The organism is Gaetbulibacter jejuensis, assembly GCF_039524015.1.
Lineage (GTDB): Bacteria > Bacteroidota > Bacteroidia > Flavobacteriales > Flavobacteriaceae > Gaetbulibacter_B > Gaetbulibacter_B jejuensis.
Genome location: NZ_BAAAGF010000002.1, coordinates 16,308 through 37,985 on the forward strand (window position 1 = coordinate 16,308; position 21,678 = coordinate 37,985).

Genomic DNA, 21,678 nt, shown 5'->3' on the forward strand with positions numbered 1-21,678 from the left:
TCTGATAAGCTATTTCCTAAATAAAGCCTTTTATGCAATACTTACCTTATTAGGAGTAGTTACGGTAATCTTTTTTCTGTTTAATGTCTTACCAGGAGATCCTGCTCAAATGATGTTAGGTCAAAACGAAGACAGCAAACAGCTAGCAATTGTTAAAGCAAAATATGGTTTCGATAAACCCATAGGAACCCAGTATTTGTATTACCTTAATGATTTGTCACCTTTGTCTTTTCATTCAACTTCAAAAAGTGATTATACGTATTTGAGAGACGGAAAATACACATCTTCAAAACTATTCACTATTGGTAATACTACAACAGTTTTAAAATTTCCTTACCTAAGAGAATCGTTTACCAAACAAGGAAAAAAGGTGACACAAGTAATTGGAGAAACGCTTCCTAATACCTTTGTGTTGGCTGTTTCTGCTATTGTAATTGCAATAATTTTAGGGATTATTTTCGGGATTATATCAGCATTGTACAAAGACACATGGATTGATAAAATTATTCAAATCCTAAGCACATTAGGAATGAGTGTGCCTTCCTTTTTTAGCGCAATACTCTTTGCGTGGTTATTTGGGTTTGTACTTCATAAATACACTAATCTTGAAATGACAGGAAGCCTTTATGAGTTAGATGATTTTGGCGAGCGTATGCATATTAAATGGAAAAACCTTATTCTACCAGCTATTGTATTGGGAATTCGTCCACTAGCAGTAGTAATACAACTTATGAGAAACTCGCTATTAGAAGTCTTTAATCAAGATTACATAAGAACAGCTAGAGCAAAAGGACTAAACGAATTTCAGGTTATAAAACGTCATGCTATAAAAAACGCATTAAATCCCGTGGTTACTGCAATTTCAGGATGGTTTGCATCTATGCTAGCAGGAGCTGTTTTTGTAGAATATATTTTTGGATGGAATGGTCTCGGAAAGGAAATCGTGAATGCATTAAATACTTTAGATTTACCAGTAATTATGGGAGCTGTATTAGTTATTGCAATTGTATTTGTAAGTATTAATATTTTAGTCGACATAATCTACACATGGTTAGATCCTAAAGTAAAATTGCAATAAAAATGAAAAAAATGAACATTCTATTAGTAGCGCTAATTAGCTTTTTAAGCTGTAGTAAAGACACTCCAACTCAATTTTCGCAAGATGCCTTAAATGATACATTTGTAACCTTAAGCGGAGAAACAATACCATTTAATGAAATACTTACCAAGCACGAAGGTAAAACCATATTAATTGATGTTTGGGCATCTTGGTGTAAAGATTGTATAAAAGGCATGCCAAAAGTTAAAACTTTACAAGAAAATAACACCAATGTTGTCTATGTCTTTTTATCTTTGGACAAGAGTATGGATAGCTGGAAGAGAGGAATAGATAAATATCAGGTTGAAGGCGACCACTATTTTATGCAATCAGGTTGGAAAGGTGACTTTGGAACTTTTATTGACTTAGATTGGATTCCAAGATATATGGTAGTTGATGAAACAGGAGCAATCAAACTCTTTAAAGCAGTGAAAGCCGACGATAGTAAACTTATAAATGCATTAAAATGAGAAAAAAAATAGTAGCAGGTAACTGGAAAATGAATAACGATTTATCGTTAACAGAAGGATTAATAACCGATTTAAAATTGCAATCAAAAACATCTGATGCGCAAGTGATGGTTGCTCCTACGTTTACCAATTTGTGGCCTGCTTTTCAGTCATTAAGAGAAACCGATATTGAAGTTGTAGCACAAAACATGCACTTTGCTGAAAATGGTGCCTACACAGGAGAAATAAGTGCAAGCATGCTAAAAAGTGTTGGAGTTAAAACAGTAATACTAGGTCATAGTGAACGTCGTGCATATTTTAATGAAACCGATGAGCTTTTGGCTAAAAAAGTTGATGCTGCTTTAAACAATGAAATGACTGTTATTTTTTGTTTTGGTGAAGAGCTAGGTGATAGAAAATCTGGTAATCATGAGCATGTAGTTGAAAGCCAAATTAAAAATGCTTTGTTTCATTTAGAAGCGTCTGCATTTAGTAATATAATATTAGCTTACGAACCTGTTTGGGCTATTGGTACAGGAGAAACTGCGTCACCAGAACAAGCTCAAGACATGCACGCATTTATTAGAACAACATTGGCTAATAAGTATGGCAGTGAAGTAGCTGATAGTGTTTCAATATTATATGGAGGAAGTGTAAAGCCTAATAATGCTAAAGAAATTTTCTCTAAACCAGATGTTGATGGAGGGTTAATAGGTGGAGCATCACTAAAAGCAGAAGACTTTTTTGCGATAGTTAATGCGTTCTAATTAGAAGTAAATAATATAAAAAAAACGGTCTTAAAATTTTAAGACCGTTTTTTTTATATACCTATTTCAACCTGAAAGCGCATGTACCAATTATTAGCACTGCTAGAATCGAAATAGCTTAAATCGCTATTGGTAACTTCGGCTTGCAGTTTTAAAGCGTGTTCCCAAATGTATTTAGTTACACCCAAACTGTATTGATTGGTTTGTGGAGTTAAGGCTTCAATATCTTCATGAGGTTTTTGATACGAATATCTACCTATAAGTTCGTAGTTGTTTTCAAAAATATAACTCAATTGCGCATCAAATCCATGACCAACAAAAACGTATCTAGTGTCAGTATTGTCTTCAGGGTTTACCGTTATAGGATTGTTAGTTGTTCTATTCATGTAAGCTGTTTGAAACGCCCAACCATTATACTTTAAAATCGCGTCTAAAAGAACAGATTGCATATCGCGTTGCTCAAATAAATCGTCACCTAGAGTGCCTCTGGTTCGTCTTGCTTTTTCATTATAATGATACACACCAGATAACATTAGTTTAGGTGTAGCTTCTCGCTTGATATCACCTTCAAAAAGAGTTCCGTTGTTTTTAAATGCACCAAAAGGAAACAATTCTAATCGACCTGTAAATGCTAATCCATTGTCTGGATCTTTGGTCCAGTTTCTACCTTCACCTGTACTAATTGCAGTTTTAACATTGTATGAAAACTGATTTTGTAATTCGTTTAAATAATACACTTGCAAACCAAAATCTCTATCAATATTAAAACGAGCGTTGTTGATAGAACGATCTGTAAGTTGTAAAGCTCCCGAAGAGTTAATACGTTGTCTGTTACCAGGTAATTTTGTTTGACCAAAACCAATGTTCCAGTGATTATCTGGTCTATAAAACACAATAGCATCTCTTATAATATTGAGGTTTTCGCCATCCTCAATAGCTCCAACATCGTTTGGAGAAAACGATAACTGAATTACATAAATTATTTTTGGGTCACCAACATAACCGTCAAAACGTAAACGTAAACGTCTTATCATGGCTTCATAAGCAGGATCTTCGTCTTCGTTGTTTAAATACGTTAAACGATTTTGCATTCTAAATCTAATATTCAACTTAAAAATACTATCAGGAGAGGTAATACCTAGTCCTTTTCCGTAGCTATAATAAGGAAGTGCAGAAAGTTTAATATCGTTATTGTCTTGAGCGTTTGTTATTGTACAAAAGCAAAAAAGACATAAAGCAATAATGAGTTTGTTCATTTTAAAATCAATTTAGCTACAAAAGTAAGAGTAACTAAATTAAGGATTAGTAAATTTGCAAAAAAAAAGATGTCAAATACAATATACATAGGCTATTACTTTAAAGTACAACCGTTGCAACCAGCTGTTGAAATTTTGATTGCTGAATTAGGTTATGCTGGTTTTGAAAGTTTTGTTGAAACAGAAGAAGGTGTTACAGCGTACATTCAAAAAGAGGAGTGGAGTGAAACTATTCTTGACGATATACAAATCTTAAACTCTAATGAGTTTGAAATTTCTTTTTCGTTTGAAGACATTGAGCAAACCAATTGGAATGAAGAATGGGAAAAAAACTTCACACCAATAGTTGTAGATGAGAAATGTTCGGTACGTGCGCCTTTTCATGACAAACCAAATACAGAGTACGATATAATTATTGAACCAAAAATGAGTTTTGGTACTGGTCATCATGAAACCACACATATGATGATACAGTATATTCTTAATAATGATTTTAAAGATAAATCGGTTTTAGATATGGGTTGCGGAACAGGAGTTTTAGCGATTTTAGCTGAAATGAAAGGCGCAAAACCAATTGATGCCATAGACTATGATAACTGGTGTTATTTAAATAGTTTAGAAAATGTAGAACGTAATAATTGTGAGCATATTACAGTTTTAGAAGGAGATGCAAGCTTATTGGTAGATAAACATTATGATGTTATTATAGCTAATATAAATCGAAATATCCTTTTAAACGATTTAGACAAATATGTAGCATGTTTGAAAAAAAATGGTATGTTGCTCTTAAGTGGTTTTTATAAAGATGATATACCAGTTTTAGAGGCTGAATGTAATAAGCATATGTTAAAACTCGTTGAAACTTTAGAGAAAAACCATTGGGTTGCTCTAAAATTTTTAAATTAGTCTAAAAAAAGAAGAAGAATGGGAACTATAGAAAAAACATCAGAAGAAATTCTTTTTAAAGAAGACACCCTAAGACAAAACGAAATTGTGCTTTACAATGACGATGTCAATACTTTTGACCATGTTATTGAAACTTTAATTTTTGCTTGCGACCATACTCCAGAACAAGCAGAGCAATGCTCTATTATAGTGCATTACAAAGGAAAATGTACTGTAAAAACTGGTGATTACGACGATTTAAAACCACGCTGTTCTAAACTCTTGGAAGCAGGTTTAAGTGCCGAAATTGTTTAGTGAGGCAATTTGTCTTTTAAAACACCGTAAATGTAAGTTCCAAATATAGCAGCAGCTATAACTATAAGCATGCTAAAAACACCTGTACCAACCAAAATATACATTGGTCCAGGGCAAGCTCCAGAAAGTGCCCAACCTAGTCCAAATATTGAACCACCTACAATGTAACGTGTTAATCCCATCTCCTTTTTAGGAACATTAACTTGAGTGCCTTCAATATTTTTTAGTTTTAAAATCTTAGCTAGTTGTAATAGTAAAATACCAGTTACTACAGCGCTTCCTATAATTCCGTACATGTGAAACGATTCAAATTTGAACATTTCATAAATGCGATACCATGATACAGCTTCAGACTTTACTAAAACAATTCCGAAAAAGATACCTACTAATAAAAATTTTAAATACTTCATACTAACCAAAAATTAAAGGAAACAATAAGTGAATCATTACTAAGCCACCAATAAAAAAGCCTATAACTGCAATAAGAGAAGGTAATTGTAAACTACTTATACCTGTTATGGCATGACCAGAGGTACAACCTCCAGCATAGCGAGTACCAAAACCAACTAAAAAACCACCAAAAATTAAAATGGCTAAATTTTTAATGGTGAAAATAGAGTCTAAACTATAGAGTTCTGGTGGTAACAGTGATTTACCAACGTTATTGAAACCTAAAGCATTAAGGCTTTCAATAGTTTTTGGATTTAGGTCAATATTAGTAGGTTCTGACAAATAAAATTGAGCGATAAAACCACCAATAACAGCACCTAATACTACAATAAGATTCCATTTGTAGTCTCTCCAGTTTATATTAAAAAAAGACACTTTTTTTCCTGCACCACCAATGGCACAAAATGTTCTTAAGTTTGACGACATCCCAAATGTTTTTCCAAAGTAAATAAGTGTAAACATTACTAAGGCTATCAAAGGACCAGTAACATACCAAGGCCAAGGTTGTAAAATATAGTCTATCATAAATTTATTTTTTGCAAAGTTACTTTTAAGTCAATTATCGTTGTGTGATAAATGTTACTTAAAAGTTTAAAACTTCTATTTTATTTCTGCTGAGTTTTATTTTGTTATCATTTTCTAGTTGTTTCAATAGTCTAGAAATTACAACTCTAGAGGTATGAAGGTCTTCTGCAATATTTTGATGGGTTTTACTAATTGTAGTAGATGCATTTAGTTTTACTTGGTCAATTAAGTATTTAAATAAACGCTCATCCATTTTCATAAATGCAAGTGTATCGATAGTTTCTAGCATTTCATTAAAGCGTATTTGATAGCTTTGAAGAATAAAGTTTCTCCAACTATCATTATTATGAAACCATTCACTCATTTTTTCATTAGGAATCATGATAACTGTTGAGGTTTTGTCAGCAACAGCTCGTATTTTACTTTTTGATTTAGCCATACAACAGGTAAGAGACATTGCACAGGTATCTCCAGTTTCGAGAACATATAATAAAAGTTCGTTACCATTGTTGTCCTCTCTAAATACTTTAATGTTGCCTTCAAGCAATAGAGGAACGTGTGTGAGTTCTTGATCAATATCCATAATAATGTCATTAGCTTCAAACGTTTTTAATACACCATTCTTGGTTATGCTATTTACCAATTGTTCGTCAAAATTATAATGAAAAGGCGCTAAAATTTCTTTTTGTATCATACATCAAAAATAAGGAAATACATTTTTGAAATAATTGTTTGGAAGTTTTTTAATAAAAGTATTATATTTGCACCCACTTTAAAACGGCCTCGTGGCGCAACTGAATAGCGCATCTGATTACGGCTCAGAAGGTTACAGGTTTGAATCCTGTCGAGGTCACTAGATAAAATCCTAATTCATTTGAAAATAATGAGTTAGGGTTTTTTGTTTTTACTTTATTAATTTTATTTGTTTGTTAATTAGTACAGCAAATTTATCTTACAGTTTTTACATAAGATAAGATTATCTACTTAAGATTTATATACTGTTTGTACAGCATTTATCGGTTTTACACAGGCAGTATTTTAAATTATAAATATGTAACACTGCTAAAGAAACAGAAGAGATATGCATTAAGCTTTCAGGTAATGAAATCCACAATAGTCTTTCATTTATTATTAAAAAAAATAAACAAGACCAATTAATCCATAACAAAGGCTTCATGAAAGGCTTTGATGTGTTTTGAGTAGAACGTTTTACTGCTATTAATGAAATAGCAAGAAAGATAAAATCTAAACTTTTCCACCAAAAAGGACTTGAAGCACAACCTCCAGCAGCACAAGAGTGTACTATGAAGAGCAAAGGTGTGGCAATACAATGGAGTAAACATAGCGTACTTGCAAGCGCTCCAACTGTATCTGGTTTTTGTAAAATAATTTTCACTTAATATAATTATTAATGCAACTAGGTTGCAAATATAATTTTATTATTTGGTTTTACAACATAGTTGTGATAACTTTGAGTTATGGCAATAATAAGAAAGACCAAATCAGTAGAAGCGCTTTTAACCTTATTTAATAAAGCTGAGAATGCAATGTCAGTTGTAGAGTTGGTAAAACAACTAGAAAAAGAAATGAATAAAACAACTGTTTATCGTATTTTGGACCGTTTAGAAGAGAGTGGGCATTTACACTCATTTATAGGTAAAGATGGATTAACGTGGTATGCCAAATGTAAAGATTGTGATGAAGCTCATCACCATGATGCGCATCCTCATTTTCAATGTTTAAATTGTGGTAAGGTAGAATGCTTGTCAGTTGATGTTTCTATTCCAAAAATACCTAAGCGCGAAGTAGTTGTCTCTCATGTTTTAATTCAAGGAAAATGTGAGTCTTGTGTTAAATAATATAATATTTGTAAAAATAAAAAGCAGCTATTTTATAGCTGCTTTTTTTATATCATCAATGAGTGTTTACTTTTATTCAACAATGCTTAACTCATCAACAATGTGACTTGATTTTGCGTATTTGTCTATTAACCATAGTACAAATCTTATATCAACATTAATAGTTCTTTGTAGGTTTGAGTCAAAAATAACATCTCCAGCCATAGCTTCAATGTTTCCGTCAAAGGCTAAACCAATTAATTCTCCTTTTCCATTTAGTACTGGAGAACCAGAGTTTCCTCCTGTAATATCATTATCTGATAAGAAGTTTACAGGCAATTCACCTTTACTGTTTGCGTATCTACCGTAGTCTTTTTTATTGTAAATATCTAGTATGCCTTGAGGTAAATCAAACTCATCATCATTAGGCTTATATTTATTGATTAAGCCTTTAAAAGTTGTATAGTTATTTACAGCAGCATCGTTTCTTGGATCTTTAGGTAAGGCTCTTACTTTACCATAAGTTAGACGTAATGTAGAGTTAGCATCTGGATATTTTATATTACTTAATTCAGATTTTCTTAACCCATCAACTAACAATCTAAAAGATTTTTGGTAGTCTTCTAGTGGTTGTTTTATATGTTCAGGTTGTTCTCTGTATTTTTCTAATAAGCCTGATGAGAGTTTATAAAGAGGATCGTTAGCTAGTAAATTAGCATCAGGATATTTTAAAAACGCTTCTGCGCGTTCTTTTGATGAAAATAAACTTAACTTAAAGATTGTATCAATAAACGAATTAAAATCATTGCTTTCAGAAACATTCAATACTACTTCTGGTAAGTCGTAATTAGATTTAGAAGTATAAAGTTCTAATTGAGCTGCTAACATTTCTTTTTCTAAAGGAAGGTGAAAATCTTTATAAGAATTCTCAATGAATTTAGTTAATTCAGGTAATAATTCTTTACGCTTTGCTTCATTAGCTTCAATATAGGCTTCAAACCCTTTCCCTATACGATAAGGTAACATTGAAAACGTACTAGAACGTAACATTATTCTAAGGTAATTGTCATGTTTAGCTTTTTCGTTTGTTAAGTTGTAGTAGTTGTTTATGTTACTAATTACATCTCCATAGGTTTCTTTATTAGGTTTTTTGTTGGCCCATTTATCAAAGTTTTTCTCTACCTTTCGTTTAGTTTCAGCAGTTTTATGAGCTGTTAAGGCATCGATCATCCCTTGTCTATTTTTCCAATAGTTTGCTATTCCTGCATATTTAGAGGCGTACATTAAATTTATGGACTCATCTTTATCCATATATTTTTTCATAACGTCCATACTAAGCTTTGAACCTTCAACCCAAGCAGGATAAGCATAATTAACATTTTGTTCAATACCTTCTGCAGGCATCCAACGGTTAGTTCTTCCTGGGTAACCTAAAATCATTGCAAAATCATTTTCTTCAACACCTGAAATATTTACAGGTAAGTGATACTTTGACTTTAAAGGAACGTTACTAGTTGAATATTGAGCAGGATTACCATTAGCATCAGCATATACTCTAAAAATAGAGAAATCCCCTGTGTGACGAGGCCACTCCCAGTTATCAGTGTCTCCACCAAATTTTCCTATTTTGTCAGATGGTGTTCCTACTAGTCTTACGTCAGTATAATCTTCATAAACGAAGTAGTAATATTCGTTACCTTGAAAAAACGAACGAACAGAAACGGTATATTTACCACCTTCGTTATTTTCTTGCTCAATTTTTGCAATTTCTTTGTTAATGGCAGCTTCACGCTCTTCTTCGGTCATTGAATCGTTAACTTGAGACAATATACGGTTTGAAACGTCATCCATTCTAACAAAAAACCTCACGTATAAGCGCTCAGGTTTTAATTCTTCTGAAAGTGATTTTGCCCAAAAACCATTTTTTAAATGGTTTTGTTCAGCAGTTGATAATTCGGCAATTGCATTGTAACCACAGTGGTGGTTAGTTAAAACCAGTCCGTTTTCAGAAATAATACTTGCAGTACAACCACCATTAAATTGTACAATGGCATCTTTAAGGCTTTGGTTGTTGATGCTATAAATTTCTTCGGCAGTTAACTGAAGTCCCATTTTTTGCATATCGCGTTGATTTAATCTGTCGATATGCATTAAAAACCACATGCCTTCATTTGCAAAAAATGAGGTAGGTAAAGAAATTAAAAATGCAATAAGAATTAATTTAGTTTTTTTCATTATGTAATTAAGTGTTAATGATTTGTGTTTGGGCTTCGTTGTAGGTCTAGGAAAAGAACTAGTTTGTAGATAAGTCGCTGAGTTGAAGCTTACACATTTTTTAATTGAAATTTATTTAATGCTACTTAGTAGCAAAATTAAGTATTTATTTATAAACGCAACCATGTTGCTTTAAAAAAATAGTGATTTTATTTTTCTTTTTGAGTTTTGCAATTCACCTTGAGTATATTAATTATTTAATGCAACTAAGTTGCGTTAAGTGAAATTTAATCGTATTTTTGTAGTAAAATTTTGTAACACAACTAAGCTTATTATGTTAAATTAATAACTATGAGTGTTACTGACTCTAATTATAGTTTTGCTTCATTTTACAATATGCATTGTAGGTGTGAGTTAAATGTAAATAATGACTAGAAGAGAAATAATTAAACTATTTGGAGTATCGGGTTTGGTGCTAGCGTTACCAAAACCTTTATCACTCTTTGCTAAATATAACAACATGGATAAAAATGAATTTGAAGTAATTATAATTGGTGGAAGCTATTCAGGGCTTTCGGCAGCAATGGCTTTAGGGCGTTCTTTAAGAAAAACCTTAATTATAGATTCTGGTAAACCTTGTAATAGGCAAACACCACATTCCCATAATTTCTTAACGCAAGATGGTAGTACACCACAAGAGATTTCTACGATTGCCAAACAACAGGTTTTAAACTATGACACTATAAGGTTTTATGAAGGGTTGGCTATTAGTGGCAAGAAAATAGCTGAAGGTTATGAGGTTACTACTTCTAATCAAGATGTTTTTAGAGCAAAAAAACTTGTTTTTGCTTCAGGAATAAAAGACTTAATGCCTAATATAAAAGGGTTTTCAGAATGTTGGGGAATATCTGTAGTGCATTGTCCTTATTGTCATGGATACGAAATACGTAATAAAAAAACAGCAATTATAGCTAATGGTGAACGTGCTTTTCATATTGCTTCTTTGGTCAATAACTTAACAAAAGACATCACGATATTAACTTCTGGAAAAAAAGATTTTGATGACAATCAACTTCTTAAGCTCAAATCACATAATATAACAGTTATAGAAAAAGAGATTTTAGAGATTGAACACAATGAAGGACAATTAGAGACTATCATTTTTAAAGATGGTAGTAAAGCACATTTTGAATGTGCTTATGCTTCTATTCCGTTTGAACAAAGCTCTAAAATACCCGAAGAATTAGGTTGTAAGCTAACTGAACATGGACATATTGAAGTTGATTTTATGCATAAAACAACCATGGATGGAATTTTTGCTTGCGGTGATAATAGCTCAATGATGCGTTCAGTAGCTACAGCTGTTTATGGAGGAAATATTACTGGAGCAGTTATTAATAGTGAACTTACAAAAGAAAGCTTTTAGTATGGTGGAGGTGTTAATAACTAATGTGAGAACGGAAACCTTCTCAAACAAAATTTTAAAAATATTAGTTGATAAATTTCCAAGCTTAAAGTTTAATTTTGATTTAGAAGACTTTAATGAACCATATCCTTGTGGGCACTCCGTTTTAAGAGTAGAAGGTGACCTTATTAAGATTAACTCTATTATTAAAATAGTTAAAAGTTATAATATAGAATGTCAGTTACTGGAAGATAGAATTTGTAGTTAGTGATGAGGTTTAGAAAAGTAAATTGAATTAAGGTTTTAATTGTTGTTTTTTTTAAAAGCTGTATAAACAATTGAAATACTATATTTTGAATAGGCTCTGGAGTAACTTATAAGGTCATAAAAAAAGCAAGCTCATTTTAGTAAAGCTTGCTTTTTAGGATTAAATATGAAACAATTTAAAATATATTTAATGAATAGTAGGCAATTATTAATTGTACTTTCTTTTAATAAACCATAAGTCAGTTAGGGATAAGTTTATGTTTATGGTATGAATGTTTTCTTGTATTAAAATACCGTCAATGTTTCCTGTTTTTTTATAACCATATGAGAGGTTTAATTTTGAGCCATTAAAATCAAGAGGAAACCCTAAACCTAAACTAAAAGAACTACTGCTAATATTTTTATCATCAACTTTTAAATATCCACTGTCGTAGTTAAATCCTGCTCTATAGTTAATACGTTCCCAATACTTATAACTTGTTGGGTCTTTTATAAATTCGGTACCAAAATTAATGATGTTTTGATCAACATAATCTCCAGTTTCATCACTTTGATTAGTTGAGTTCCAAAAACTTTTTTTAAAGTCTAAAGCAAAATTAAAATATTTGTATTTTTTGCTGATTCCCAGGCCTAACTTAAGGGGAAGTTTAAAGTTAGCAATGTTCTCATTTGTGGTTTCTTCTATTGTTGTTAATGCAGATTCGGTAATTTTACTGGTCGTCGTATCTCTACTTGCAGATAAAGATGTTGGACTTTCAATTGTTAATCCTATAGTGTTTTTTTCTAAAAAAGTGTATTGAGCACCAAAACCAAACCTAACACCTGAATAATAATTATCTTTTTCTATTGCAAGAAGACTTGTAGTTGTTTGAACACTTTCAGTTTCTTCAATTTTTCCGAAAAGATAAGAGAAACGTAATCCAACATTCAAGTTTTTAAGCAAAGGCTGTCCATAATCAACACGTAAATCGTTTAAAGAGCCAGAGCCTGTTATATTAGTGGAGTAGCTTTCGTTATTGCTTCCTTCAATAATACTTTCAATTCCTACAAGCGTATAGCCTACATTGCTTGATGGTAATAAAGAAAGCCCTAGGCCATATTTACCATTAGCATTAAACCCTATTGCAAAATTTGAAAAATTTGTAACGTGTCTTAGTTCGTTGTTTTCTCCATTGTTTAAACTTTCAATTTGAGTATAAAAACCAATATCAAAAATGAATTTTTTCTCTTTTATGGTTGCAAAGGATGCAGGGTTTAAAAAATTAATCTCTTCACTAGCATCCAAAGAAATACCTGTATAACCCATGCCGCTAGATTTACCTATATTAGAATTTCCTTCAACCCCAAGACCAAAAAGTGAATAAGGTGATCCAGTTAAATTATTTGTTTGGCTATTTATGTTTGTACTTAAAGCAAAAAGTAATATAAATGGTAATAGTAATTTATTCTTAATTTGTATCATAAATGGCATAAGTTAAAATGAGTTTTGCTCCCTCGTTCTCATACATATCATTAAAAATCATTCTATCTACAGATTTGTTATAATCTGCGTGATATAAAATTATAGCATCGTCGATAAGTGGAGACTGTATGAGTTTTCTGTCTATATATTGCAATACAGGTATTTCATAATAAACATCATCATATCCATCAACCGATTCAACAATTGTTGACATGACTTCTCCTAATGAGTTGGAAACTTGTTCTGTAATACTATTGTTTTGATCTATGTAATAAAGGCTTAAGCTATCCTTTAAAGGTAAATTATCGTTATAAGAATGTATTTTGGGTTTTAGCCTTAATTTGGCATCAATAACAGTTCCTTGTCCTTCAATTTCATACAGTTTTCTTATGGAAGGAAAGTTAATTCTTGTAAAATACCCAACTCCAGATTGGTAGTAACTTTCATTATTACTATCTAAAGATGATAAATTATAATCTTGATTGGTTAAATTAGATAAGGGTAAGCCAGAAACATCTGATTGAATACGATTAAAGTGTTTTGGGATATCGCTACTTTCAGTTATGTATAAATCATAAGTGTACTCTGTGTCTTCATCGTCGTCGGATAACCTATAAAAAAAGCGTAAATAAGTGGAGTCAGTTTCTGTTGAAAAACCAATGACTGACCCATCTGAAGCTTCGTCAATTTGTAGTGTAAACCCTTTGTATTCTTGAACAAATTCCTCTGTATCACTTGTGTTGTCTTTAATAAAGTCAAACATTGTATTACCAAACTCAAAAGGTATAGAGACATGTAGAGAGTCGCTGTTTGGTCTAGGAGCAAATGTTTTAGTTGCTATTGGTGAATCATAAAAACTAAGTGTTGAAGTATTATAAAAATCGCTATCATATGGTTTAACCTTCTCATTTAAACGATGAAACCTCATTTGCATTAATTGTGTAGTATCATTGTAGAAATACTGGTCGTAATTTAAAATTAATGCAACACTGTCTAAAACTGCAGCATCTGAAATTGAATATGTGTATGATGATAATTCAAAGTAAGGTGTTGTGGAAATTTTTCCTAAAGAAGCGTCATTGTATTGTCCAAATAGTAATCGGCCAGTTTCCGAAGTTGTAATACTATCTAATTTAAACGTTGATAAGTCTACACTAAGTGTGTCTATTCTAATTACTCTAACATTAGAATCGGTAAATTCTTCACCAACTATAAAGTTAGAAACTTCATCTTCTTGTGAGCAATTAAACAAACAAGAACAAATTAATATTGAACATAAAAGTCTTAAGAGAGTCATGTCTTTTTTTGACCAAATAAAGCGCTTCCCTTAACCCTATAAAACAATAATATACAAGACTCTTAAATAGATATACTAAACCCAACAATTTATCTATTAATGAAATTATGCTATTTCATAGATAAAATTATTCCATTGGTAGAGTGATAAGTGTTAAGCGTATAATTTATTTTTTCTACTCTTTTAAAGATTCTATGTTCGTTCAATGAAAAAAATTAAAGCACCTTATTTTATTGTATTCTTAATGTGTTATAAGATGTCAGGGCAACTAAATAACTTAAATATAGAGGAGGTTAGTAATATTAACTTTAAATATGAAATGACGCCTAATTTTGATGATGTTCAATTGCAAACAACTGCAATTGGTGCAACTTATAAAGACTCAACAACAATAGGAACTTTTAGTTATGGAGTTAACTATTCTAACTATAACTACACTTTTAAAGATTTGGGCTCACTAGACCATTTTACAGATGGTTTTAACAAGTTAAACTATGTTGCTTTTAAGTTGCAACATAACATTGAGCTAAAGAATAACTGGAGTTCTTCAATTACTTTTGAGCCTAATGTGTTTTCAAATTTTGAGTCAGCATTATCAATTAACGATGTTAACTTAAGTGGAGGTGTGCTTTTGTCAAAAAAGTGGATTAACTCTGTAAGTAATGAAAAAGAACTTCAATTAGGGATAGGCTATAGCGCGTTATTTGGTAAGCCTCAATTATTTCCAGTCTTTAATTATTATTACGCAGTAAGTGATAAGTTTTTTCTGTCTTTAGGTTTTCCAAAAACTAGTTTTAAGTATAAAGTGGATTCAAAAAGTCAATTCACTCTAAGTCTTTTTAAAGATGGTTTTCATACAAGTGATATAACATTGAAAGACGCAAATAACCTATACAATTATCAAAACCTAGAACTTTCTTATGATGCAATTAAAGTAAACCTAGACTATGGTTTTCAGTTAGGTAAAGAGTTTGAAGGGTTTTTGAACTTAGGGTTTTTGCCTGAAGCAAATCTTAAACTATCAACAGGAGAAGAGTTTAGTGAGTTTAAAACAAATCAAACAATTTTTTTTGGATGTGGAATTAAATATAACATTAATATAAATAAACTATGAGAAATTTTTTAAGACTAAATATTTTGTGTGCATTATCGTGTGTGCTATGTGTAAGTTGTAGCGATGATGACAATGATGATTTAATAGGGAATTGGGTTGCTAAATCCACTTTTAATGGATCAGCTAGAGCAAATTCAGCTTTTTTTACAATAGGAACTAAAGGTTATATGGGAACTGGATATGATAGTGACGATTACCTTAAAGACTTTTGGGTTTATGATATGGAAACAAATTTTTGGCAACAAAAAGCAGATTTTCCAGGCTTAGAAAGAAGTTCAGCAATTGGATTTGCTATTGACAATACAGGATATATTGGAACAGGATACAATGGTGATATAAACGATGAATTAGAGGATTTTTACAAATACAATGTCGATACAAATACTTGGGAACAAATAGCTGATTTTGGAGGAGGAGTAAGGCGTGGAGCAATTGGGTTTGCGTCCTCAACAAATGGTTATGTAGGCACTGGATATAATGGAAGTAATGACCAAAAAGATTTTTGGAAATATAACCCATTACAAGATCAATGGGAAGAAATAGCTGGTTTTGGAGGTGAAAAAAGAAGAGATGCTACATCTTTTGTAATAGGAGATACAGCTTACATTGCAACAGGAATTAGTAACGGTATTTATCAAGAAGATTTTTGGGCATTCGATTTAAGCACAGAATCTTGGACCGAATTATCCGATTTAGAAGATGACGATGATTATGAAATTACAAGAAGCGCGTCAGTAGGCTTTACAATTATGGGGAAAGGGTATATCGCATGCGGAGAAAATTATGGAGCAATAAATACAGTTTGGGAATACGACCCTTCTACTGATAAATGGATAGAAAGAACAGAGTTTGAGTTATTAGATAGGCAAAATCCTGTGGTTTTTAATGATGGTTTAAGAGCGTTTGTAGCGCTAGGAAGAAATGGTACTTATTATCTAGATGATAATATGGAATTCTTCCCTACACAAGAGCAAGATGACGATGATAATTGATTGATAGCGAAAAAACAAGGAGCGAATTTAAGTTTTTTTAATTGATAAATCATTTTGTTTGCAACTTAGGTTGTTCAATCAGGTTTAGTTGTTTTTCAAAGACAGTAAGACCTGGCTCCTTGTTTTTATTTTAAATTCTAAGACTATGAAAAAGCATAAAATTTATATAGCAAGTTTCCTTACTATAGCATTGGCAGTAGTAGGTTTAAATCTTGTAATATTTCTAACCAACAGGGATAATGTGGGTTTTGAAGAGTCATTGGTAATTACTCAGAATGATAAAGGTTGGATTTATGAAATATATGTAGATAAAAAACTGTTAATAAAACAAGAAACAATACCTGCTATTTCAGGTGAATGTTATTTTGAAAATAAAGGAGATGCTGAAAAAATAGGTTACCTTGTTTTGGACAAACTCAAAAACGGAGTAGTGCCTCCAACTGTTTCTTTTCAAGAAATTATGAGTAGTAACATAATTATATCAAATTAAAAGATGAAAATAAAATTTAAGGCAAGTGTCGTGCTACTGCATATACTTTTTTGGTCTTTGGTAACAGTTTTATTATGGAGCTTGTTAGAGCCTCAAAAAACAGGAGGTGTTCCTAAATTTAGATACTTAAGAATGCTGCAAGGACCTTTCCTATTCTATATTAATTATTTAATATTGGTGCCAATGCTACTCTTAAAGAAGAGAATATTTTGGTACGTTCTAGCATCGATACTTTTCTTAGCTTTATTTAATTTTTTGAATGTTCAATTAGCTCCTGCAGCACCTAGATTAGAAACAATGGAGCAATTTAATGAAGCGACAAAAGGGTTTCGCTTTCCGCCACCACCTAACGGTTTTAGATATATGCTTCCGGTAACATTTTCACTTTCAATATTTTTGTTAGGAGGAGTTTTTGCGTTGATTACTGACTTTTATAAAAGAGACAGTACAGCAACACATATGGAAGCTAAGAAAAAAGAAATGGAATTGCAGTTTTTGAGAACACAACTAAACCCTCATTTTCTTTTCAACTCTCTAAATAGTATTTATTCTTTAGTAAGAAGTAAATCTAACGATGCACCAGAAGCAATTATCATGCTGTCTGAGCTAATGAGGTATATGCTTTATGAAGTTAATGAAAATAAAGTAATGCTAGAAAAGGAACTAAACTATATAAAAAGCTATATATCGTTACAACGAATGAGATTAATAAATAGCGAAAATGTTAAATTACAAATTCATGGTAATACAAATGAGTTAAAAATCTATCCACTAGTTTTAATCACTTTTATTGAAAATGCTTTTAAATATGGAACAGATTATAAGGGTAATACCAATATAAATGTTGTGATTGAAATCATAAATAATGAGCTTTTATTAAATGTAGATAATATTATTGGGCATCATAAAAAAGATTATGTAAACTCAGGAGTTGGTCTTCAAAACATTAATAATCAGTTAGAGTTTCTTTACAAAAACAAATATAGCCTCATTACAAAAGAAGAAAACGGTTTTTATAAGGTAGAGTTGAGGTTGAAATTAGTATAATATGAAATGTATAATAATAGATGATGAGCCACTGGCAATAAACATTATAAGCTCTTATTGTAGCTCAATTGATTCTTTAGAGGTTTTAGAAACATTTACAAATGCAATTGATGCTTTAGACTACTTAAGAAACAATAAAGTTGATTTGGTTTTTACTGATATTGAAATGCCACAAATTTCAGGAATAGATTTTATTAAATCTATAGAAAATAAAAAGCCTTTTATAATTTTTACAACAGCTTATCCACAGTATGCCTTAGATGGTTTTGAGTTAAATGCGGTTGATTATTTGGTGAAACCAATCCCATTTCCTCGCTTTGTAATGGCTATTAATAGAGTAAAAGAAATATATAAGTTAAAGCATCAAGAGTTATCTAATTTGGTGCCATCAGGAGCAACTTCTACAACTCCTAGAGAAGATTTTATTTTTGTAAAATCAGAGTATGAAAACCTTAAGCTAAAACTTTCTGAAATTAGATATATTCAAGGATTAAAAGACTATTTAAAGATTCATTTGTCAAATCAAAAACCAGTTTTAACATTGATGAATTTTAAATCTATTGAGGGTAAACTTTCTACCTCTAATTTTGTAAGAGTTCACAGGTCATACATAGTCAATATTGAATATTTAGAGTCTATTCAACGCAATCAAATTATCATGGAAGACCAAATGAGAATTCCTATTGGAGATAGTTATAAAGGGTACTTATTTGGTTTATTGGGCATTTAATAAATTTACAGGTAATTTCTAAATACTTTTTACAATTCATATAAATAGGTAAATTAGTACCTTGTAAAAGGATTTATCTGTTGCTATGAATTTTTCCCAAATAATAAAGTATGTACTGCTTCTAGTGCTTTGTTTTCAAGCACAACTAGTTTCTGCACAATATTCACCTTATTTTCAAAACTATTCCCTTTCAGAGTATAATGCTGGTAATCAAAACTGGGATGTTTCTAGAGCTGAAAATGGAAAACTTTATGTAGCCAATAATGATGGTTTGTTAGAGTATGATGGACTTAAGTGGAATTTTTATGAGTTACCCAATAAAACCACTGTTAGATCTGTTTTGGCTCATAACGACATAATTTATACTGGTTCTTACGAAGAATTTGGATTTTGGAAAAAAAATGAAAAAGGAATTTTAGTCTACAAATCGCTTAGCCAAGATATACAAGATCAAATTTCTGCAAATGATGAGATTTGGCAAATTATTCCTTTTAAGAACCAAATCATTTTTCGAGCATTTTCTAGCATTTATAGTTTTAAACCCGAAGTAGGTATCGAAAAAATAAGACCTAAATCGGTAATTATGTCTTGTAGTATTGTTGATGATGAATTGTTAGTCTCTACACTTAATAATGGCATTTTTACCTTAGTAGGTAATGAGTTAAAACAAATAATTAGTGACGAAAAATTAGTTAATACAAAAGTTATTTCTATTGATAAGTATAGAGAAGGGTTGTTGCTTACAACTTCATTAAAAGGCTGCTTCTTATATAATGGTAACGGATTAATTAAAACCAACTTTGAAGTAGATGACTACATTATTCAACATCAACTTAATGACTTTTCAATATTAGCAGATGGCAGAATGGTGTTTGGTACTATTAAAGACGGAATTTACTTAACCGATAGTAAAGGAAAAGTGCTTTTTCATTTAAGTAAAGAAAATGGACTTGTCAATAACACTGTTTTAAGGCATCATTTAGATGAGACTAATAAACTTTGGTTAGGTCTAGATAATGGTTTGGCGTCATTAGATTTAAGCAGTCACAATTATTTTTTCAATGATGTTTCAGGAAAGCTAGGAGCTGTTTATGACGTTATAGATTATAAAGGTGATATATACATAGGCAGTAACACAGGTTTGTTTTATTTAGATAAAAAAAATAAACTTCAATTTATTGAAGGTTCTCAAGGGCAAGTCTGGAATTTAAAAGAAATCAATGGAGAACTTTTTTGCGGTCATAACGATGGAACATTTTTAATTAAAGATAAAAAACCTATACCTATAAGTAACTATACAGGAGGCTTAACAATTAAAAAAGTACCAGAACAGAAGAATGTTTACATTCAAGGGACTTATACTGGTTTAGTCACTTTTAAAAACGAAAATAATATCTGGAACTCACAGCGACTTGGAGGAGGAATTGCAATGCCAATTCGCTTTTTGGTTTTTGAAGACCAAAATACAGCTTGGGTTTCTCATGCTTATAAAGGCCTTTATAAAGTGAAATTTAATGGTAATTATGATAAAATAACAAGTTTTAAAAGTTATGAAAATAAAGGCATTTGGTCGAGTTTTAATGTAAGAGTTTATAAAATTAAAAATGATATTTGTTTTAAAACTAATGACGGATGGCAAAAATATGAACCACTTTTAGATAGTATAGTTCCTCATAAATTACTAAATGAAAGTTTTGGAAAAGGAACACATATTATTTCTGAAGACAATGTAAAACGATTAGTCTTAAAAAATGAAAATGACGTTATAAGTTTTAAATCTTTGGCAATAGCAGAAGATGAGTTTTCATTGACTAGTAATTATTTTAAAAATAGGCTTATTGTGGGTTATGAAAATGTTTCAAAAATTAGTGACTCTACCTATGCTTTAAATTTAATTGATGGTTTTATGCTTATTGACGATAGGCTAAATGAAACCCTAAAAATGGAACAGCCACAGGTAGAAATGGTTGAAATTAATAAAGAACCTGTTGCTATTAATGAAGAAAAACCAATAGAGCTTAAGTTTAATCAAAGTGTTGGTGTATCTATATCTTCAGCTAAATCTGATAACCATTTTTTTGAATATGCTTTTCTTGGGATTGACTCCTCTAAGTGGAATAGAATGGAAAATCATAAACTAGAATTATCCAACCTTAACCATGGAGAATATGATATAGCTATAAGAGCAAGTAATGGATTTGGCGAAACTTCGCCTATTAAAGAATTAAAAATTAACATACTTCCGCCATGGTATAAAGATGATATAGGTTTTGCGTTATACACATTTTTAATTCTCTTAACCTTATTGGTAATTTTCATTTTACACAAACGAAAAATTATTAAAGAGCAAAAAATACTCGAATTAAAGTTTGAAAAGCAACAAGAGGAACTACTCAAAGAAAAAACCTTAGAAAACGAGAAACGTATAGTGCAGTTAAAAAATGAATCGCTTCAAAATGAAATAAAGCTAAAGAGTAAGCAATTAGCAAATACTGCTATGGCTTTAGTTAAAAAGAACGAAACCTTGCAAGAGATTAAGCAAGAATTGGTAGGTAACAAAACAAGTTTTGACAATTACTACTCATACAAAAAGCTATTGAAAAAAGTAGATGGTTCAATTGCACATAAAGATGAATGGAAAGTTTTTGAGTATAACTTCAATCAAGTTCACGAAGAATTCTTCAAAGGTTTAAAGGAAAACCATCCGCAATTAACACAAAAAGACTTAAAGATTTGTGCCTACATCAAAATGAATTTATCCACTAAAGAGATTGCGCCATTGATGAATATTTCGGTAAGAGGCGTAGAAACACATAGATACAGGTTAAAAAAGAAGCTTGATTTAGAAAATGACATTTCTTTGACTGATTATTTGCTAAATTTTAAATAATCACTACTTATTTTTATCTAAATCTTATTTTTTAATACGTCATTAATACGTCATTTATCGTTTTCGTTAGTCTTTTAGCGTACTTCTTTGTAAATTTAAAGTACGTCAAACGTTGATTTTAAGCGGAGTTTCACTTTTGTTAATTCAAATGGCGTAATTAAAATGTAAACAACACTATTTCGTCAA

21 protein-coding genes and 1 tRNA gene are annotated in these 21,678 nt (G+C 31.1%); 14 read left to right on the forward strand and 8 right to left on the reverse strand.

Going from position 1 to position 21,678, the window contains the following annotated elements:
- Position 1 precedes the first annotated feature (1 nt).
- From ABD011_RS06655 to tpiA, 3 genes are read left to right on the forward strand one after another with little or no spacing between them, the layout of a single operon-like run.
- Positions 2-1,078, forward strand: a complete 1,077-nt coding sequence (locus tag ABD011_RS06655; protein ID WP_343797822.1) for an ABC transporter permease — start codon at positions 2-4, stop codon at positions 1,076-1,078.
- An 11-nt stretch (positions 1,079-1,089) separates the two neighbouring features.
- The gene (locus tag ABD011_RS06660) at positions 1,090-1,569 is read left to right on the forward strand and encodes a TlpA family protein disulfide reductase (RefSeq protein ID WP_343796834.1); all 480 of its coding nucleotides are present in this window, start codon (positions 1,090-1,092) and stop codon (positions 1,567-1,569) included.
- A complete protein-coding gene (tpiA, locus tag ABD011_RS06665) occupies positions 1,566-2,315 on the forward strand; it encodes a triose-phosphate isomerase (protein ID WP_343796836.1) in 750 nt (249 codons plus the stop codon). The genes ABD011_RS06660 and tpiA overlap by 4 nt, the downstream gene beginning before the upstream one ends.
- 53 nt (positions 2,316-2,368) lie before the next feature.
- On the opposite strand, the gene ABD011_RS06670 is transcribed toward tpiA, so the two are convergent.
- The gene (locus ABD011_RS06670; protein ID WP_343796838.1) at positions 2,369-3,571 is read right to left on the reverse strand and encodes a porin; all 1,203 of its coding nucleotides are present in this window, start codon (positions 3,569-3,571) and stop codon (positions 2,369-2,371) included.
- Between the two features lie 69 nt (positions 3,572-3,640).
- On the opposite strand from ABD011_RS06670, the gene prmA reads away from it, so the two are divergent.
- Entirely contained in the window at positions 3,641-4,477 is an 837-nt protein-coding gene (prmA, locus tag ABD011_RS06675; RefSeq protein ID WP_343796840.1) for a 50S ribosomal protein L11 methyltransferase, read from the forward strand.
- Positions 4,478-4,495: 18 nt separating this feature from the next.
- Positions 4,496-4,771 (forward strand): ATP-dependent Clp protease adaptor ClpS, encoded by a 276-nt coding sequence (locus ABD011_RS06680; protein ID WP_343796842.1) that lies wholly within the window; start codon positions 4,496-4,498, stop codon positions 4,769-4,771.
- On the opposite strand, the gene ABD011_RS06685 is transcribed toward ABD011_RS06680, so the two are convergent.
- The 3 genes from ABD011_RS06685 to ABD011_RS06695 all read right to left on the reverse strand — a co-directional run bounded on the left by ABD011_RS06685 (position 4,768) and on the right by ABD011_RS06695 (position 6,440).
- Positions 4,768-5,181: a DUF6691 family protein gene (locus ABD011_RS06685; RefSeq protein WP_343796844.1), complete on the reverse strand. Its 414-nt coding sequence runs from the start codon at positions 5,179-5,181 to the stop codon at positions 4,768-4,770. The genes ABD011_RS06680 and ABD011_RS06685 overlap by 4 nt on opposite strands.
- A gap of 1 nt (position 5,182) precedes the next feature.
- Positions 5,183-5,743, reverse strand: coding sequence for a YeeE/YedE family protein (locus tag ABD011_RS06690; protein ID WP_262732716.1), 561 nt, complete (start codon positions 5,741-5,743; stop codon positions 5,183-5,185).
- Between the two features lie 61 nt (positions 5,744-5,804).
- Entirely contained in the window at positions 5,805-6,440 is a 636-nt protein-coding gene (locus ABD011_RS06695; protein ID WP_343796846.1) for a Crp/Fnr family transcriptional regulator, read from the reverse strand.
- An 85-nt stretch (positions 6,441-6,525) separates the two neighbouring features.
- On the opposite strand from ABD011_RS06695, the gene ABD011_RS06700 reads away from it, so the two are divergent.
- Positions 6,526-6,599 (forward strand) — tRNA-Arg (locus ABD011_RS06700).
- Positions 6,600-6,737: 138 nt separating this feature from the next.
- On the opposite strand, the gene ABD011_RS06705 is transcribed toward ABD011_RS06700, so the two are convergent.
- The gene (locus tag ABD011_RS06705; RefSeq protein WP_343796848.1) at positions 6,738-7,142 is read right to left on the reverse strand and encodes a MerC domain-containing protein; all 405 of its coding nucleotides are present in this window, start codon (positions 7,140-7,142) and stop codon (positions 6,738-6,740) included.
- A gap of 82 nt (positions 7,143-7,224) precedes the next feature.
- Between ABD011_RS06705 and ABD011_RS06710 the strand changes: the two genes are divergently transcribed.
- On the forward strand, positions 7,225-7,605 hold the full coding sequence (locus ABD011_RS06710) for a Fur family transcriptional regulator (RefSeq protein ID WP_335974524.1): 381 nt from the start codon (positions 7,225-7,227) through the stop codon (positions 7,603-7,605).
- Positions 7,606-7,677: 72 nt separating this feature from the next.
- Here ABD011_RS06710 and ABD011_RS06715 read toward each other — a convergent pair whose 3' ends face one another.
- Positions 7,678-9,819: a S46 family peptidase gene (locus ABD011_RS06715; RefSeq protein WP_343796851.1), complete on the reverse strand. Its 2,142-nt coding sequence runs from the start codon at positions 9,817-9,819 to the stop codon at positions 7,678-7,680.
- A 499-nt stretch (positions 9,820-10,318) separates the two neighbouring features.
- On the opposite strand from ABD011_RS06715, the gene ABD011_RS06720 reads away from it, so the two are divergent.
- Positions 10,319-11,224, forward strand: a complete 906-nt coding sequence (locus ABD011_RS06720) for an NAD(P)/FAD-dependent oxidoreductase (protein WP_425545555.1) — start codon at positions 10,319-10,321, stop codon at positions 11,222-11,224.
- 454 nt (positions 11,225-11,678) lie between these two features.
- On the opposite strand, the gene bamG is transcribed toward ABD011_RS06720, so the two are convergent.
- Together bamG and ABD011_RS06730 are read right to left on the reverse strand one after the other, a co-directional pair.
- Positions 11,679-12,932 (reverse strand): BamG family beta-barrel-assembly machinery protein, encoded by a 1,254-nt coding sequence (gene bamG, locus ABD011_RS06725; protein ID WP_343796855.1) that lies wholly within the window; start codon positions 12,930-12,932, stop codon positions 11,679-11,681.
- The gene (locus ABD011_RS06730) at positions 12,919-14,229 is read right to left on the reverse strand and encodes a DUF4270 family protein (RefSeq protein WP_134201154.1); all 1,311 of its coding nucleotides are present in this window, start codon (positions 14,227-14,229) and stop codon (positions 12,919-12,921) included. Before ABD011_RS06730 ends, bamG begins: the two co-directional genes overlap by 14 nt.
- A 205-nt stretch (positions 14,230-14,434) precedes the next feature.
- On the opposite strand from ABD011_RS06730, the gene ABD011_RS06735 reads away from it, so the two are divergent.
- From ABD011_RS06735 to ABD011_RS06760, 6 genes are all read left to right on the forward strand, one after another.
- Entirely contained in the window at positions 14,435-15,343 is a 909-nt protein-coding gene (locus tag ABD011_RS06735) for a DUF6268 family outer membrane beta-barrel protein (RefSeq protein WP_343796859.1), read from the forward strand.
- Positions 15,340-16,335, forward strand: a complete 996-nt coding sequence (locus tag ABD011_RS06740) for a Kelch repeat-containing protein (protein WP_134201150.1) — start codon at positions 15,340-15,342, stop codon at positions 16,333-16,335. Before ABD011_RS06735 ends, ABD011_RS06740 begins: the two co-directional genes overlap by 4 nt.
- Before the next feature lie 145 nt (positions 16,336-16,480).
- Positions 16,481-16,825 (forward strand): DUF4907 domain-containing protein, encoded by a 345-nt coding sequence (locus ABD011_RS06745; protein ID WP_343796862.1) that lies wholly within the window; start codon positions 16,481-16,483, stop codon positions 16,823-16,825.
- Between the two features lie 3 nt (positions 16,826-16,828).
- On the forward strand, positions 16,829-17,872 hold the full coding sequence (locus ABD011_RS06750) for a sensor histidine kinase (RefSeq protein WP_134201146.1): 1,044 nt from the start codon (positions 16,829-16,831) through the stop codon (positions 17,870-17,872).
- A 1-nt stretch (position 17,873) separates the two neighbouring features.
- Positions 17,874-18,602: a LytR/AlgR family response regulator transcription factor gene (locus ABD011_RS06755; RefSeq protein WP_134201144.1), complete on the forward strand. Its 729-nt coding sequence runs from the start codon at positions 17,874-17,876 to the stop codon at positions 18,600-18,602.
- Positions 18,603-18,687: 85 nt separating this feature from the next.
- Positions 18,688-21,492 carry a helix-turn-helix and ligand-binding sensor domain-containing protein gene (locus ABD011_RS06760; RefSeq protein WP_343796866.1) on the forward strand — a complete coding sequence of 935 codons (2,805 nt, stop codon included), beginning with the start codon at positions 18,688-18,690 and terminating at the stop codon, positions 21,490-21,492.
- The last annotated feature ends 186 nt before the right edge of the window (positions 21,493-21,678 follow it).